At 69.4% G+C, this 15347-nt stretch carries 13 protein-coding genes and 3 pseudogenes; 3 read left to right on the top strand and 13 right to left on the bottom strand.

Annotation, left to right across the window (positions count from 1 at the left end; genetic code table 11):
• Positions 1 to 224: 224 nt before the first annotated feature.
• Complete coding sequence (locus tag CES90_RS23485) at positions 225 to 2051, top strand: endonuclease/exonuclease/phosphatase family protein (RefSeq protein ID WP_189783679.1); 1827 nt, start codon at positions 225 to 227, stop codon at positions 2049 to 2051.
• Between the two features lie 133 nt (positions 2052 to 2184).
• On the opposite strand, the gene CES90_RS23480 is transcribed toward CES90_RS23485, so the two are convergent.
• The 3 genes from CES90_RS23480 to CES90_RS23470 form a co-directional block, all read right to left on the bottom strand.
• Positions 2185 to 2925, bottom strand: a complete 741-nt coding sequence (locus CES90_RS23480) for an SRPBCC family protein (protein WP_189783678.1) — start codon at positions 2923 to 2925, stop codon at positions 2185 to 2187.
• A 5-nt stretch (positions 2926 to 2930) separates the two neighbouring features.
• Positions 2931 to 3563 carry an ArsR/SmtB family transcription factor gene (locus CES90_RS23475; RefSeq protein WP_189783677.1) on the bottom strand — a complete coding sequence of 211 codons (633 nt, stop codon included), beginning with the start codon at positions 3561 to 3563 and terminating at the stop codon, positions 2931 to 2933.
• An 81-nt stretch (positions 3564 to 3644) separates the two neighbouring features.
• Positions 3645 to 4349 carry an antibiotic biosynthesis monooxygenase gene (locus CES90_RS23470; protein ID WP_189783676.1) on the bottom strand — a complete coding sequence of 235 codons (705 nt, stop codon included), beginning with the start codon at positions 4347 to 4349 and terminating at the stop codon, positions 3645 to 3647.
• Positions 4350 to 4460: 111 nt separating this feature from the next.
• On the opposite strand from CES90_RS23470, the pseudogene CES90_RS23465 reads away from it, so the two are divergent.
• Positions 4461 to 5571, top strand: a pseudogene (locus tag CES90_RS23465) (YihY/virulence factor BrkB family protein).
• On the opposite strand, the gene CES90_RS23460 reads toward CES90_RS23465, so the two are convergent.
• The 3 genes from CES90_RS23460 to CES90_RS23450 all read right to left on the bottom strand — a co-directional run bounded on the left by CES90_RS23460 (position 5559) and on the right by CES90_RS23450 (position 7676).
• Positions 5559 to 6680 (bottom strand): amidinotransferase, encoded by a 1122-nt coding sequence (locus CES90_RS23460; protein WP_189783809.1) that lies wholly within the window; start codon positions 6678 to 6680, stop codon positions 5559 to 5561. The pseudogene CES90_RS23465 and the gene CES90_RS23460 overlap by 13 nt on opposite strands.
• 109 nt (positions 6681 to 6789) lie before the next feature.
• The gene (locus CES90_RS23455; protein WP_189783675.1) at positions 6790 to 7203 is read right to left on the bottom strand and encodes a DUF3618 domain-containing protein; all 414 of its coding nucleotides are present in this window, start codon (positions 7201 to 7203) and stop codon (positions 6790 to 6792) included.
• A gap of 8 nt (positions 7204 to 7211) precedes the next feature.
• A complete protein-coding gene (locus CES90_RS23450) occupies positions 7212 to 7676 on the bottom strand; it encodes a phage holin family protein (RefSeq protein WP_189783674.1) in 465 nt (154 codons plus the stop codon).
• A gap of 289 nt (positions 7677 to 7965) precedes the next feature.
• Here CES90_RS23450 and dapA point away from each other — a divergent pair, with 289 nt between their 5' ends.
• Complete coding sequence (gene dapA, locus CES90_RS23445; protein ID WP_189783673.1) at positions 7966 to 8868, top strand: 4-hydroxy-tetrahydrodipicolinate synthase; 903 nt, start codon at positions 7966 to 7968, stop codon at positions 8866 to 8868.
• Between the two features lie 25 nt (positions 8869 to 8893).
• Here dapA and CES90_RS23440 read toward each other — a convergent pair whose 3' ends face one another.
• The 7 genes and pseudogenes from CES90_RS23440 to CES90_RS23415 form a co-directional block, all read right to left on the bottom strand.
• Positions 8894 to 10120, bottom strand: coding sequence for a WD40 repeat domain-containing protein (locus tag CES90_RS23440; protein ID WP_189783672.1), 1227 nt, complete (start codon positions 10118 to 10120; stop codon positions 8894 to 8896).
• Positions 10117 to 10674: a SigE family RNA polymerase sigma factor gene (locus tag CES90_RS23435; protein WP_189783808.1), complete on the bottom strand. Its 558-nt coding sequence runs from the start codon at positions 10672 to 10674 to the stop codon at positions 10117 to 10119. The genes CES90_RS23440 and CES90_RS23435 overlap by 4 nt, the downstream gene beginning before the upstream one ends.
• A 162-nt stretch (positions 10675 to 10836) precedes the next feature.
• Positions 10837 to 11061, bottom strand: coding sequence for a hypothetical protein (locus tag CES90_RS23430; protein ID WP_189783671.1), 225 nt, complete (start codon positions 11059 to 11061; stop codon positions 10837 to 10839).
• A gap of 185 nt (positions 11062 to 11246) precedes the next feature.
• Positions 11247 to 12168: pseudogene (locus tag CES90_RS23425) on the bottom strand (tyrosine-type recombinase/integrase).
• A complete protein-coding gene (locus tag CES90_RS49825) occupies positions 12165 to 12365 on the bottom strand; it encodes a helix-turn-helix transcriptional regulator (protein WP_229913903.1) in 201 nt (66 codons plus the stop codon). The pseudogene CES90_RS23425 and the gene CES90_RS49825 overlap by 4 nt, the downstream one beginning before the upstream one ends.
• Positions 12366 to 12367: 2 nt before the next feature.
• Positions 12368 to 12714, bottom strand: a pseudogene (locus CES90_RS23420) (replication initiator); the annotation flags it as partial.
• A 371-nt stretch (positions 12715 to 13085) separates the two neighbouring features.
• Positions 13086 to 15122, bottom strand: a complete 2037-nt coding sequence (locus CES90_RS23415; RefSeq protein WP_208921445.1) for a multicopper oxidase family protein — start codon at positions 15120 to 15122, stop codon at positions 13086 to 13088.
• Positions 15123 to 15347: the final 225 nt, after the last annotated feature.

Raw genomic sequence — 15347 nt, 5'->3', positions numbered from 1 at the left:
TCATGTACCTGCCAGGAGTTGTACATGGCTGAAACCTTGACAACTGGCCTGACCAGGCAGGAGATTGACGCGCGTAGAAACTCACGGGTAGCTCCGGGGCGCCCCCGAGCCTGCCCACAGGCACCGCTGCCCGATTTCTACGCGCGTCGCACCGCCCCACCGGTCGCAGGCCACCCCCGTCCACCCTCGTCCCGGCGCTCACGTACGTCCCCGGAGGGATCCCCTTGCCCAGCAAGAGAACCGCGCGCATCGGCGCGCTGACCGTCGCCACCATCTGCTCCACGGTGTCCGCCGTGGTCCTGACCTCGCCCGCCGAGGCGGACTCCATACGCATCCACGACATCCAGGGCACGACCCGGACGTCCCCGCTGGTCGGCCAACAGGTCACCGGCGTCGAGGGCATCGTCACCGGCGTACGCACCTACGGCTCGTCGCGCGGCTTCTGGATCCAGGACGCGCGGGCGGACGACAGCCCGGCCACGAGCGAGGGCGTCTTCGTCTTCACCGGCTCCCGGCCGACGGTCTCCGTGGGCGACGCGGTCGCGGTCGCGGGCACGGTCGGCGAGTTCGTGCCGGGCGGCACTTCGTCCGGAAACCAGTCGGTGACCCAGATCACCCGGCCGACGATCACCGTGGTCTCCACGGGCAACGCCGTCCCGGCCGCGACCGTCATCGACGCCAAGTCCGTGCCGGCCCGGTACACCCCGGCCGGCGACACCGCCGCGAACGGCTCGATCAACGCGCTGCCGCTGGCCCCGGCCAAGTACGCCCTTGACCACTACGAATCCCTGGAGGGCATGAACGTCCAGGTCGCCGACGCCCGCGTGGTCACCGCCACCGACCCGTTCACCGAGCTGTGGGTGACGGTCAAGCCGTGGGAGAACCGCAACAGCCGCGGTGGCACGGTCTACGGGTCCTACGACTCCCAGAACACCGGCCGCCTCCAGATCCAGTCGCTGGGCGCGGTCGCCGATTTCCCGAAGGCGAACGTCGGTGACGCCCTGACGGGCACCACCACGGGCCCGCTGGACTACAGCCAGTTCGGCGGTTACACCCTCGTCGCCAACCAGATCGGCACGCTGAAGCAGGGCGGCCTGGAGCGCGAGACGACCCGTAAGCAGACGCGCGGCGAGCTGGCGGTGGCGACGTACAACGTCGAGAACCTGGACCCCTCCGACGACACCTTCGCCGACCACGCGGCCGCGATCGTGAACAACCTGCAGTCGCCCGACATCGTGGCCCTGGAGGAGATCCAGGACAACAACGGTGCCACGAAGGACGGCACGGTCGCCGCGGACCAGACGATGAAGAAGCTGGTCGACGCGGTAGCGGCGGCGGGCGGCCCGGCGTACGACTGGCGCTCCATCGATCCCGTCGACCTCGCGGACGGTGGCCAGCCCGGCGGCAACATCCGCCAGGTGTTCCTGTTCAACCCCGAGCGGGTCTCCTTCACCGACCGCGCGGGCGGCGACGCCACGACCGCCGTCGGCGTGACGAAGGCGTACGGCAAGGCGCACCTGACCGTCTCCCCCGGCCGGATCGACCCGGCCAACGCCGCCTGGACCAACAGCCGCAAGCCGCTGGTCGGTGAGTTCGTCTTCCGCGGCAAGTCGGTCTTCGTGATCGCGAACCACTTCGCGTCCAAGGGCGGCGACCAGGCGCTGCACTCGCAGTTCCAGCCGCCGACGCGGAGTTCCGAGACCCAGCGCCACCTCCAGGCGACCGCGGTGAACACGTTCGTCAAGGAGATCCTGGCGACGCAGAAGAACGCGAACGTCATCGCCCTCGGCGACATCAACGACTTCGAGTTCTCCGACACCGCCAAGCTGCTGGAGGACGACGGCGCGCTGTGGTCGGCGGTCAAGTCGCTGCCGAAGAGCGAGCGTTACTCGTACGTCTACCAGGGCAACGCCCAGGTCCTCGACCAGATCCTGATCAGCCCGTCGATCCGGCGCTCCTGCGCGTACACGTACGACAGCGTGCACATCAACTCGGAGTTCCACGACCAGATCAGCGACCACGACCCGTCGGTGCTGCGGTTCCGCCCGTAGGACTACGTCACTGAGCCCGGCCCTCGTCAGGAGGGCCGGGCTCAGTCATGTCACCGAAGGGCTCGGGTCATATCCCCGAAGGGCTCGGGTCATATCCCCGAAGGGCTCGGGTCATGTCACCGAAGAGGCTCGCTCAGGCGCTGAACACGCCGTCCAGCCAGCCGCGCCAGGCGGTCTCGTTCGCCTTGCCGTCGGCGTCCGGCGCGAAGTCGTGGACGCTGATGCCGACCGGGTAGCCCCAGTGGTTGCGGCCGAAGAGGCGGATGAGGGCGGTGTCGGTGCGCAGCCCGATGAAGTACGGGTTGCGGTAGTCGACCACGGCGTCGAAGGCCTGGCCCTCCGGCCCTCGCGCCCGCACCTTCGCTCCCTCGGCGGTGTCGTCGGCGAGGCCGAGCGCACGGCCCACGGCGGTGAACGCGGCGGCGGACTTGGACGCCTCGGGGCCGTCCTCGAAGGTGGCGAAGGCGACCGGGCGGCCCGCGAAGCGCGTCAGGTACTCGCGCAGGGTGTGCAGGTAGAAGTCGGTGTGCTTGTCGGCGGCGTCGTACTGGTTGTCCCAGTCCTCGACGAGGATGCCGCTGTGCACGTACCGGACCCAGGCGCGCTTGCCGCCCTCGCGCGGCTCGATGGTGTAGTCGAGCTGGTTGGCGCTCTGCTCGGCGATGTCCTCGACGTTCTCGACGCGGTTGACGTAGCGGTGGGGCGGGTCCCAGGCGGTGACCGTGGAACCGAAGGGGCCCTTGCCGCCCTCGCGCGGCTCGGGTTCCTCCATCGGCCACATCCAGCCGCCGGTGCCCGCGGTGACGGCCTCCCAGACCTGCTCGGGTGAGGCGTCGACCTCGAACTCCCGGACGATCTCGAACTCCTTGGACATGGCGGTCACTCCTTGGTGCTGGTGGGCATGGCGGGCCGTTCGGCGGCCGGGGCCGGCTCAGTGATCGTGGGGTGGACGGCGACGACGATCCGGTGACCGCGACCGCCCTCGGCGTCGGGGGCGTCGTACTTGCGGATGAGGGCGCTCACACCGGCGGTCAACTCCTGGACGAACGCGGCCCGGTCGGCGGCCGAGGCGAAGGTGACCTCGCCGTCGAGCGCGAAGGTCGCGAGCCGTTTGCGGGCCTTCGCCGCGCCCGTGATCAGCGTGCCGACGTCGCGGACGAGCCGGGCGCCGAGCGCGAGCAGCCAGCGGGCCGAGAGCTGGTCCCGGAAGCGGTCCGGGTCGGGCTGTACGGCGGCGAGGGCGAGCGGCGAGATGACGTACGACGCGGCGGTCGCCCGCATCAGCCGCTCGGTGACGTTCCCCTTGCGGCGCTCCCCCGCCAGCTCGACCAGGCCGTGCCGCTCCAGCGCCTTGAGGTGGTAGTTCACCTTCTGCCGGGGCAGCCCGACCTTGTCGGCCAGCATCGCGGCCGACGCGGGCCCGAGCGCCAGCTCGGCGAGCAGCCGAGCTCGTATGGGGTCGAGGGAGACGGCCGCGGCCTCCGGGTCCTCGATCACGGTGACGTCCAACATGGCTCCACCGTCTCACCGAAAACTTTTTTTGTCCAGACGGTTGGAGTTTTCGGTGAGCCCGAGTCGGTCGTCTGCCCCGGATCAGTCGGGGACGAGCCCGAGGGCGTACTGGTAGCGGCTCACGGTGCTGCCCTTCAGCCCCGGCCAGGTCTGGACGCGCTTCCACAGTCCCGTGGCCGAGCCGACGCCGTCGCCCGGTACGGCGAGCGCGTCGATGTGGTCCTGGGCGCTCTCCCACTCGGCGTAGTTGAGGACGCGGGTGCCGTCGGTGCCGAGGTGGAAGTGGGCGGAGATGCCGCCGGGATGGGGGTTCGGCTCGGCGGCCAGCGCCTCCTCGACGGCGTCCACCCAGGCGCGCTGCCGCGCCGGGTCCGGCCCGTCGAACTCGACGTCGACGATCACGACGCACCCTGGGACGCGTGCTCCGCGGACGTCACCCGTGAGGCTGCGGTAGTGCCGGTACCGCCCGAGCCACACCCGCTCGATGCCCGGCACGGCGGTGTCGATCTCGTCGTTGCGTTCCTGTCGCCGCGTCCGCACGAAGGCCTCGTACGCCTGCTCGTCGACCCACTGCGAGTAGTGCAGCAGGTCGGTGCCGTCCTCTCCGGCGTAGACGAAGTACCCCAGGAGCCCCTCGGTGGGCCAGGGTCGCCGCTCCCAGGTGTCGGCGATGGCCTCCACGGTCTGCCGCTGCCGTAAGGGCGTGCCCACCCGCCAGGTGCTGAAGAAGGGCGCCCCGACCTCGGGGCGGTCGGGTGCGGGGTGGGCGGTGGTACGGCGGGTCATGTCGCTCTCCGGTGATCGCTGGTCGGTGCGTGCACCCCCACCCTTCAACCTCGACCAAACTTCAGGTCAAGGGCTCGATTCACGATCCCTGTCCGGGAAACCCGGCTGATCATGGACGAGAAACGACCGGAGGACGAGTCGGCGAGGACGGGGCCGGGGCCGGGGACCGGCAACGGGCCGGACGGGCCCGGCAGCCTGCCCAGGCGTTCGTGGTGGGCGGTGGTACGGCGTACGGTCAAGGAGTTCGGGGACGACGAACTCGCCGACCGGGCGGCGGCGCTCACCTACTACGGCGTGCTGTCGCTGTTCCCCGCGCTGCTGGTGCTGGTGTCGCTGCTGGGAGTGGCCGGGCCGAGCGTGACGGACCGGCTGCTCGACAACATCGGTGACCTGGCGCAGGGCCCCGCGCGGGACATTCTGAGGGACGCGGTCGTCCAGCTGAGCGGCAGCGGCGGCACCGGCGGTGTGCTGGCGATCGTCGGCCTGGTGGCGGCGGCGTGGTCGGCCTCCGGCTACGTGGCCGCGTTCATCCGCACCTCCAACGCGGTGTACGACCTGCCGCAGGGCCGGCCCGTGTGGAAGCTGACACCGCTGCGCGTCGCCCTGACCCTGGTGTTGATGCTGATGCTCGCGGCGAGCGCGCTGATCGTGGTGCTCACCGGTCCGCTGGCCGAGCGCGCGGGCACGGCGATCGGGCTCGGCAACACGGCCGTCCTGGTGTGGAACACCGCCAAGTGGCCGGTTCTGCTGCTCCTGGTGACCCTGATGATCGCGCTGCTCTACTGGGCCGCGCCCAACGTCCGCGGCCGGGGCTTCCGTTGGGTCAGCCCGGGGGGGAATCCTCGCCACGCTCATCTGGCTGGCGGCGTCCGCCGGGTTCGCCCTCTACGCCGCGAACTTCGGCTCCTACAACAGGACCTACGGCACCCTCGCCGGCGTCGTCGTCTTCCTCGTCTGGCTCTGGCTCACCAACCTCGCGATCCTCCTCGGCCTCGAACTCGACGCCGAACTCTCCCGCGAACAGGCCATCGTCCAGGGCCGACCCGCCACGGAAGAGCCTTACGTGGAGCCCCGGGACACCCGCAAGTGGCCACCACGGCTGCGGGCCCGACGAGAGGGTCGGACGCACGCGTCTGCCGCGTCTGCCGCGTCTGCCGCGTCTGCCGCGTCTGCCGCGTCTGCCGCGTCTGCCGCGTCTGCCGCGAAGGGTCAGCCGAAATAGGACTCGAGCGTCCCGCGCCGCCGGATGTCGAGGGTCGCGCAGTGGAACGAGCCGCCGAACGGCGCGTAGTGCAGCAGGTCGCACGGGATCGGCTCGAACCCCCAGGTCTCCAGCGCGCGCAGCATGTCGGTGTGGTGCCGCTCCGCGATGACCCGCTTCTCGTCGACCATGAGCACGTTCATGCTGAGCCACATGCCGCGCATCGAGGTGATCCTGAGCAGACGTTCGTCGAGCCGGTTGGGTTCGGGGGCGACCAGGACGTCCCGCCCGTCGAGGACGTCGGGCAGCTGGTCGACGTCGCTGTACTCGGGGTTGACCAGTACCTTGCCGGGCGCGAGCGGGACGAATGTGGTGTCGAAGTGCATCGGCGTGCGGCAGCGGCCCTCGATCTCGTGGATGCGGTAACCGGGTCCGAGGTGGCGGCGCAACCACTCGATGCCCATGCGGTTGGTGACGTTGCTGCGCGTCACGAACAGGTCGCGGCCCGCGCGTACGAAGTCCGCCGCGTCGAACACCGGCTCGAACTCGGTGAGGATGTACCGCATGGGTTCCCCGGCCTCGGGGACGCGGAAGTCCGAGTCGAACAGTTCGTCGGTCAGCTGCGGCTTGGGTGCCGCCGTCCACCGGGCACCGCGCCGGAAGTAGTCCTTGAGGATCGTCCGGTAGGAGTGGGTCTCGAAGTACCGGCACGGCCACGCCATCGGGGTCTCGATGATCTCGTCGCCGATCACGAGCATGCTGTCGCGCGGACAGGTGTTGTAGAAGCCGCGCGACGACCAGTCGGGGGTGCCGAAGCGCCGCCCGTGGCCGACGGCGTCCGGGCGCCTGACCGTGATCCCGAGGGCCCCCAGGAGGGCGACGAACGCGTCGAGTTCGTGCTGCGCCCGCTCGATCAGCAGGCGCGGATACTTGAAGCCTGCGGCGAGCCCCTGCAACCGCGCCGCCCACGGTGGGATGTTGCAGGTCCCGACCGGATGGTCGGAGGGGATCGTCGCACCGTCGAGGCGCCCCACGACGATCTCCTCCAGCGGATCCCACTCGTTGTGCGAACCGACCGGCGGGACAAGGGGTTCGGCAGCTGCCGTCACCCCCCGGGGCGCCGACGTCACCCGGGCCCCGTCGCCCACGGCTTCGTCGTCGCCCGGGCCCCGTCGCCCACGGCTTCGTCGTCGCCCGTCCGCACTGTCGGAATGCCGGGCCGTTGCGCTGGGGCCATACTCACTGCCTCGGGTTCAGGGAGCGCAGTGCCGGCAGCCGGCGTCGCCTCGGGGCAAGGGAACGCAAGGACGACGGCAGCCGGCGTCCCCTCGCGTTCAAGGAGCGCGAGGACGGCAGCCGGCGTCGAAGCCGCGCCAGTGGTGGTGGCGCCGGAGGAGGCGTGGTGGGGTGCCGCCACACGTAGAGCCCGGCGGCCAAGGCGGCCACCCCGGCTCCGCCGACTGCGACCGCCTGCCGGGGCACCCGCTCCCGCACGGAGTGCACCCGTGCGCGGGCCCGTCCCTTCACATCGGCCTTGGCGGCCAGTTCCTCGACGGTGTCCCCGAGTCGGCTCCGCGTGATCTCGATCTGCCTCCGCAGTTCATCCGGTCCCTTGGCGCCGACCCGCTCCTTGGGACCGCCGGAAGTTCCCATGGCCATCATCATCGCCGTGCCCTTCCCTTGATCTCGTCCACATCGGCCTTGACGCTGTGCAGGGCCTCCTCCGGCGTGGGTGGTGTGGCCCGCCGTAGCTGGGCACGCCCGACAGCGGCCAGTACGGCCGCGATCACGAACAGCACCCCCATCACGATGAGCGCGGCGGCCCACACGTCGACCACCAGGGACATTGCGGCGACCCCGGCACCGGCCAGGGTCATGAACCCGACGTACGCGACGGCGCCGGCCGCGCCGAGCAGCCCTCCGCCACGACCCGCGCGCCGCCCCTTCTGGGCCAGCTCCACCTTCGCGAGGGCGACCTCCTGCCGTACGAGCAGGGAGAGCTGTTCGGTGGCCTGCCCGACCAGCTGTCCCACGGAGTGGTGGCCGTTGTGCCCGCCGGGTCCGGAACGCACGGACGGCGCGGACGGCACGGACGGCGCGGGCCTGGTTTGGGTGGTTCCGGTCACGGTGTCCCGCCTCCTCACATATCGGGACACCTCGGGTACCCCGCCCGCCCCGCGCTACCCCTGCGGCGACGGCCCGGCACCCCGCTCCCCCACTCTGGCCGGCTGAGTCCGGAAAGCGCCGAGGACGGAGACCTCCCCGTGCCGAGGACGGAGAACTCCAGGAGCAGGGCCGCACGCTGGTCGGCGGTGCACAGCAGCGCCTCGGCCGCCCATCCTGTTAGCAGAGCTGACCAATACCTCGTAGAAGAATTAAGTGGAGCTACACCGTCGGCTTGCCGACACTACCCCCATGACGACTCCACGCCCCACCTCCTTCCCTTTCGGCCGTGCCCTGTGCGCGATGGTCACGCCCTTCACCGCGACCGGTGCGCTCGATCTCGACGGTGCCCAGCGGCACGCCGACAGGCTCGTGGCGGAGGGCTGTGACGGGCTGGTGCTGTCCGGTACGACGGGTGAGTCGCCGACGACGTCGGACACGGAGAAGGCGGAGTTGATCCGCGCGGTCCGCGGGGCGGTCGGTGACCGGGCCCGCGTCGTGGCGGGCGTGGGCACCGCCGACACCCTGCACACCGTGGAGCTCGCCCGGGCGGCCGAGAAGGCGGGCGCGGACGGTCTGTTGGCGGTGACGCCGTACTACAGCAGGCCCCCGCAGGACGCGGTCGAGGCCCATTTCCGCGAGCTCGCCGACGCCTGCGGCCTCCCCGTCGCCCTGTACGACATCCCCGGCCGCACCGGCACCCGTATCGAGCCGGAGACCATGATCCGGCTCGCGGCCCACCCCCGGATCGTGGCGGTGAAGGACTGCGCGTACGACCTCCTCGGCACCCAGAAGGTGCTGGCGGAGACGGAGTTGGCCTACTACACGGGCTGCGACGAGTACGTACTCGCGCTGTACGCGATCGGCGGCTCGGGCTACATCAGTACGGTCGCGAATGCGGCGCCCCGGCACTTCCGGGCGATCATCGACGCGTTCGACGCCGGTGACACCGCCGGGGCGGCCCGGCTCCAGCGACGGACCATCCCCCTCACCGAGTTGATGATGTCCTCCGGCCTGCCCGGCACCGTGACGGCGAAGGCACTGCTCGGCAGGCTGGGCCTGCCCGCGGGCCCGGTCCGCGCACCCCTGCGGCCCGCCGACCGCGAGACGGCCGACGGGCTGCAAAGGGCGTACAAGGAACTGACGACGGTATAGGGGCCGCCGTTCAGGTCAGGTCAGGTCAGCTCCAGCGTTCGGCGAAGACCGGCTCCCAGCGGCCGGGATAGTCCGCCGAGGCCTTGCGGAAGTCGCTGAGCTGGACGACCTTGTCGCTGCCGATGGTGAGCAGGATGAGCTGGTTGCGGAACTCGCCCTTACCGCTGCACCTCTTCGGATCGCAGCCCCAGGCGATGACCCGCTCGTCGTCGGCCCAGGCGAGCAGTTGCTGGCCCGGCACGGTGGTGACCCTCGCGCCGGTGCGGGCGTCGACGATCTCGGAGGAGATCTCCTCGCCGCGACCGGCGAACTCGCCCCCGATCAGCTTCCCGCTCGGGGACAGCCCGGCCTTGGCGTGGCTGACGTACCTCTCGGACTCCGGGATGCCCGTCTTGTCGCCGTTGAGGTCGTAGAACTCCTTGAACGGCTCTTCGCCGGTGTCGGACCAGACGGTCTCGCCGTCGTGGCTCCACTGGAAGTCGTCCCGGCTGTTGAAGAAGAAGCCCGACTCGTCCTTCCAGTGCGGCGCCTTATTCCACTTCTCCTTGCCCGAGTCCAGGTCCACGACGGAGAACCCGGTCCGGCTGGCGACCGGGCCCGGCTGCTCCTTGCCGTTGACCTTCTGCGGATGGTCGGCGAAGTTGCGGTCGGGGTTCCGGGAGTAGGTCGTCGCAAGCAGCTTCTGCCCGTCCGGGGAGAACTCGACGGACGCGACACCGTGGTCCACCGGGATCCAGCGGTCCACCTTGCCCGTGATCATGTCGAGCAACCCGATCCGCTTGGCGGGCAGTTCGCCCTCCAGTACGGCCGCGGTGCGCATACCGGGCGCGACGTCGAGGAAGGCCCACTTGACCTTGCTGTACTTGCCCGTCTTCTGGTCGAGGAGCCCGTAGGTACGGGTGCGGATGTTGTCGCCGTTGGGCTGCTTGACGCTGTCGTACACAAAGAACGCGGCGAGCGCCGTGTCCCCCGCGGCGATCATGTTCCTCGGCGGCGACTGGTCCGGGTGCGCGATGATGTCGCTCTTGTTCATCTCGCTGGCGGGTCGTACCTCCTCCCCGCCGCCGCTCAGCGCGGGCACCCCCACAGCGACGGCCACCACCGCGGCCGTGGCGGCGGCAACACCCACGACCGTACGGTTCCGGCGGCGCCGCCGGACGGCCAGCACCCGGTCGGCGAAGCCCGCGCCGAGCGGCGACTGCTCTTCGGCCTGTTCGCGGAGCGCGTCACGCACCAGTTCATCGACGTTCACGGACGCACCTCCACGGGCGAGAAGTCAGCGGACGGCTTCTGTTCGACCGCGGCGGGGCCCAGAGCGGCCAGTTCGGGCGCGAGTTCGCGCAGCCGGGCGAGCGAGCGGTGGGTCGTGGACCGGACGGTCCCGACGGAACATCCGAGGATCCGGGCCACCTCGGCCTCGGGCAGGTCCTCGAAATAGCGGAGCACGAGCACGGACCGCTGGCGTGCGGTCAGCCGGGCCAGCGCGCCGCGCATCACCAGCCGCAGCTCCACCCCGGCCACCCCGTCCGCGGCGCCGGCACTCTCCGGCGGTTCGGCGACGGTCAGCTCCCGGCGCCGCCACTTCAGCCGCCAGCGGCTGACCTGCTGCCGGTAGAGGATCTGCCGTACGTACGCCTCGGGCTCGTCGATCCGCTGCCACCGTCCGGCCGCCTTGATGAGCGCGTTCTGCAGCAGGTCCTCCGCGGCGTGCCGGTCCCCGCCACTCAGCAGTACGGCCGTCTTCAGCAGCGCCGACGACCGCCCGGCCACGAACTCCCGGAAACTCTCCTGCCCTGCGGCATCCATCGTCACCTTCTCTTCCTCGGGGAGCCCGGTGTCCCGCCCCCTGTGCCCCATGTGACGAGCCGACCCGCCTCCCGCTATGCCACCACGGCGAAGAAAATCCCGGAAACGTGTTCGGGGCCCGTACGCGCGCGAACGCGTACGGGCCCCGAAGCGAATGGTGGATCAGCCCCAGCGGTACCCGTTACCGAACAACAGGGTGTGCTCCAGCACGTCCTCCGCCGGGTCGTCGACCTGCCCGACGTTGATGAGCCCGATCCGGGGGCCGTTGTGCGAGTTCTTGTTGGTCTCGTCGGCGTGCGCGGCCCCGGTCGGCAGCCAGCAGACCACCGCCGTGGCCAGTACCCCGGTGGCCACTCGCGCCACGGTCCTCGCCCGGTCTTTCCGCATCCCTCGGCCCCTCATTTCGTCGGTTCGGCTTCTGATCGGACGCTGGGTCCACCCGTTCATCTGCCTGCACCGTCCGAAGGTCACGCCGAATAACTCGTACGTGGGGACTTTCGGGATCGTTCGGGACCGGGCACGTGGGCCGTGGGTCAGTTGTGGCTGTTCTGATTGCGGTGCAGGTCAGGGGGTCAGCTTGCCCCGTGGGCCGTATCGGGGCCGTCATCGGCGCTGTCCGGGTTCCGGAAGACCCGGTCGACGGCGGCCCGCGTGCGGGCCTCGCTGTTCGGCATCAGGTGGGTGTACGTGCGGAGCGTGAAGCTGGGGTCGTGGTGGCCGAGGTAATCGCTGAGGGCCTTGATGCTCTCCCCCGCGTCCAGGAGCACGGAGGCGTAGAAGTGGCGGAGGGCGTGCATGCCGTTCGCGCGCCCGAGGGGTACGTCGGCGTCCCTGACGGAGGCCGCAGCCTGCGCCCAGCGACACCATCCCCGGGTAGGCATCGGGCAGCGCCTCGTGCATGGCCATGACCCGCTCGACGGACCACGGCTTGACCTTGCGCCCGTCGAGGGAGGGCGCCCGGACCGAGCGGGCCCGGCATGGATTCTCGGCGATAATCCGGTCTTCCACGGCAGCCGTGAACACGGCCGAGACGTTGGCGAAGATGGACCGCCGGTATGAGGCCGCGCGTCCTGTCGCCTCCAGCTGTCGCATCCACGCGCGCAGGTGCGAGGGCCGGAACGCCGCCATGGGGCGATCACCGAGGTACGGAAGGGCGTGGACCCCCAGCCTGATCTCCAGGCTCTCGCGGGTCACCGGGTCGATGGTGAGCGCCGCCATCCATTCCCTGGCGTACTGCGCGAAGGTCACCGAGCCCGCAGCCGGGTCGATGTACCGCCCCTGGGACATGTCCGCTTCGATGTTGGACAGCCAGGCTTCGGCCTTGCGCTTCTGCTTGTCCGGGAAGCTCTTGGACTTCTCGGAGCCGTCCGGCGCGACGTACCGGGCGCGGTAGCGGTGGCCGATGCCTTAGCGGTCGGTCTTGACCCTGACGGTCTTGCCGTCCGGGCCGGGAACGGTCTTGTACCACCGATCTTGAACGTGTCCGGCCCTCAGGCGGCAGCCCCTTCCATCTGGGACTTGACCCACGCCCGCACGTGTTCGGGGTCGTACCGGATGTACCGGCCTACCCGGAATCCCCGAGGACCGATGCGCTTCCTCCGCCACTGGTAGACGGTTTCGACGCTGGGCAGTTCGAAGAGTTCAACCAGGTTCTCAGGCGTGAGGTAGCGGTCAGGCAGTCGGGTCGGCATGGTCACCACTCCCTCTCATCTGGCAGCGCGGCGAGCGCTTCGCGGGCGGTTGCGCGGTTGAGCTGTAGATCACGGGCGATGGTGGCGGCGAGCGCCGACTCACCAGGGTGTGGCCATGCCCGGCGTACTGCCAGTCGGCGAGGACCAGAACGGTTTCCGGCTCGTGGTCGTCGAGGCCGAGGGGGTCACGCTCTTGGGCGGCGCGGAAGTCGGCGCGCGCCCGGCGGAGAGCGCCGAGCGTGGTGGAGTACCGGCGGGACTTCGAGGAGAAGTGGCCGCGGAAGCCGAGCATGTGAGCCCAGGCCCACAGATGGCGGTCCGGGTACAGCGCGTCGAGGTCCCGGCACGCGAGGTCAAGACTCCACCGACCTACGTAACTGCGTGACAACGCCGACGCACAGCGGCGAACGAGCACGGACGCCAGCGGACCATCAGCGCAGCTGAGAAGCACAGCAACCCAAGATGAAGGCCCAGCCCAAGTTGCTTCGGGACGAAGAGGTCGTGGGTTCAACCCCCGTGACCCCAGACAGGTGAGAGCGCCATTCGCGTGTGTTGAGCGAATGGCGCTCTGTCGTGCGCAGGGGTCACACAGGAGGCCAAACGAAGTTGATCAGGCCACCACGTCGCCGTAACCCCCTTCGCTATCACGGGCCGTAGCTGTATGCGGAGACCGCCTCCGTGGTCGCCCGACTGCTGTGACCGACCACAGGCGCAGACGTGTCAGTGGTCCTTCTTGTGCCTGCCTCCGATTTGGTACGGCCGCATCATCTCGTTGTCCTCGTGCTCGACGATGTGGCAGTGCCAGACGAAGCGACCAGGGTGGTCGAACGTTGCCTTCACCCGGGTGATTTCTCCCGGATAAGCGATCACGGTGTCTTTGAAGCCACGCTCCCAGCTCTCCGGCGGAACGGGTGGCCCATTGAACGGTTGCCGGTTCACCACCTCGAACGCCACCTCGTGGATGTGGATCGGGTGGGCGTCTGCAGTGAAGTTGTACAGCTCCCATGTTTCGGTCGCGTTCAGCCTCGGGTTCTCCGTGACCGGGTCGGCCCAGCCGAGCAGCACCGGATTGCCGGCGGAGTCGACCGTGCCGAGCAAGGTCTCGACCGGTGTGTCAGGCAGCACTGGGGGGACGTTGGTTGAGGTCACCTCGTTGAGGGAGAGCCGGCGGGTGACGCTCGCCGAGCCGAGTGGCCTGATCTTGGGCAACTTGAGCTTGTCCGGCGGGACGCTCTTGTCCTTGCTCACCAGCGGGCCGACCACGAATTTCATCACCTGCCCGGTAGTGTCCGGATCCGCCGCGTCGAAGGGAACGCCCCGGCCGCCGAAGGGCGCGTCCGGTCCTTCGTTGATGAGGTACAGCTCGGTGCCTTCCGGAATCCCGGTGAAGTCGACGATGACGTCGGCCCGCTCCGCGTTGGCCAACAGCAGCTGCTCCAGCTGCACCGGTGCGGGCAGGAACCCGCCCTCGTTGCCGATCTGCCAGAACGGTACAGCCGACTGGGCCGGCCGGGCGGTCGGATTGTCCGCGATCTTCAGGATCAGGAACCGGGCATTGCATCCGTTGAGGAAGCGCAGCCTGTAGCGGCGCGGCTCGACCTCGAGCTTCGGCCATGTCCGACCGTTGACCACCATGGTGTTGGCGAAGAATTCGGGGTTCCAGTAGGGCGATACATCGGTGGTGGGAATGTACGGCCCTGGGAACCCGTCGAAGAATTCCCGGCTCGTGGGGTAGAACAGCGAGCCGTCTGAGTTGAACGAGCGGTCCTGGATGGCCAGGGGGATCTCGTGGTACCGCGTGCCCGGTGGATCGCCGAAGGCGGGCGCCGGCCCGGGCAGAGCCCCCTTGGGCAGATCACACTCGCCGCCGCGCAGCAGATAGAACCCGGCTGGCCCGGCGTACACGTTGAGCCGGGTCATACCCAGGGTGTGATCGTGGAACCAGAGGGTCGCCGCCCGCTGGCGGTTGGCGTACTGGAAGGTCGCGGTACCCGGCTCCCACTTCAGGCCGTGCTCATCGGCGAACTCCTCCCGGAACTCGTTGTAGAACGAGCCCACGGTGGCGAATCCAGGAGGAATGTTGTTCGCGCATGGCAGGTACCACGCTTCGGCGTAGCCGTCGCTCTCCTCGGTGGAATGCCCACCGTGCAGGTGAGTGACGATCGGCACGGGTCCATCATACGGAGGCGGCGTCTCGGTGAACGTCGGCCGGGAATCGCGCCCGGTATTGCCGCCGGGCGGGTTCGCCCAGTGCAGGGTGGGGTCGACCGTCAGCAGGTGCGGGAGGAAACGACCCTGGTCGTCGACGAGATCGTTCACCCAGGTGACCCGGACAGGCTGATCGACCCTGGCCTCGATGGTGAACGACGGGTAGTTGAAGGTGTTGTTGTCCCCGAGTGAGCCGTATCCCCATACGGTGGTGGACGGCAGAGTGGGCGGCAATACCTGCTGGCTGAACTGCCGGACGCCGATGACGTAAGTGTCGATGTCGTGACGCTGCGAGTGGCGAGCCATCGGCATCACCGGCGGGATCACCAGGTCGGTGACGTATTTCGGGATGGTTGTGGGGTCCAGGGTGGGGACTGGGAATTTGCCGACAGATCCGGCCCCCGGGGCCACCACGGTCCCATTCGGGAGTGCCACCGCCCCATTAGAGCTTGGAAGGACCAGGGCCGTCCCGCCAATGGCCCCGGCTACGAGCACGCCTCTTCGTGCAATCATTTCTCTCGCCTTCTGCAGCCCGCGGGTGTCGATCATTTCCTCACGGGATGTTATGTCGCGCACACAATGGGTAGCGGGACGTGTCTGGCGTGTCGTCAGATTATCGGGTCTGAGCGGCGTGCGGCGCTTCTAGTACTCCAGTTGCAGTTCGCTATCCCGCTGGCCAGGGGCCTGTTTCCGAGTGTAGCGAGCTGACGGTCCGTCACGTGGCGGGAGTTCGCGACCGGCGGTGCGACGCTTGTAGTGGCAGCGTCTGGCAGT

The organism is Streptomyces capitiformicae (genome assembly GCF_002214185.1).
GTDB classification, from domain to species: Bacteria; Actinomycetota; Actinomycetes; order Streptomycetales; family Streptomycetaceae; genus Streptomyces; species Streptomyces capitiformicae.
Note: the sequence above shows the minus strand (reverse complement) of the source record. Positions and strands in the feature narration are given on the sequence as shown.

Coding starts and splice junctions, on each gene's coding strand:
- CES90_RS23470 (WP_189783676.1), bottom strand. CDS start 4,349: ATGACCCGCCGTACCACCGCCCACCCCGCACCCGACCGCCCCGAGGTC.
- CES90_RS23435 (WP_189783808.1), bottom strand. CDS start 10,674: ATGGATGCCGCAGGGCAGGAGAGTTTCCGGGAGTTCGTGGCCGGGCGG.
- CES90_RS23480 (WP_189783678.1), bottom strand. CDS start 2,925: ATGTCCAAGGAGTTCGAGATCGTCCGGGAGTTCGAGGTCGACGCCTCA.
- CES90_RS23430 (WP_189783671.1), bottom strand. CDS start 11,061: ATGCGGAAAGACCGGGCGAGGACCGTGGCGCGAGTGGCCACCGGGGTA.
- CES90_RS49825 (WP_229913903.1), bottom strand. CDS start 12,365: ATGCCGACCCGACTGCCTGACCGCTACCTCACGCCTGAGAACCTGGTT.
- dapA (WP_189783673.1), top strand. CDS start 7,966: ATGACGACTCCACGCCCCACCTCCTTCCCTTTCGGCCGTGCCCTGTGC.
- CES90_RS23415 (WP_208921445.1), bottom strand. CDS start 15,122: ATGATCGACACCCGCGGGCTGCAGAAGGCGAGAGAAATGATTGCACGA.
- CES90_RS23455 (WP_189783675.1), bottom strand. CDS start 7,203: ATGGGAACTTCCGGCGGTCCCAAGGAGCGGGTCGGCGCCAAGGGACCG.
- CES90_RS23475 (WP_189783677.1), bottom strand. CDS start 3,563: ATGTTGGACGTCACCGTGATCGAGGACCCGGAGGCCGCGGCCGTCTCC.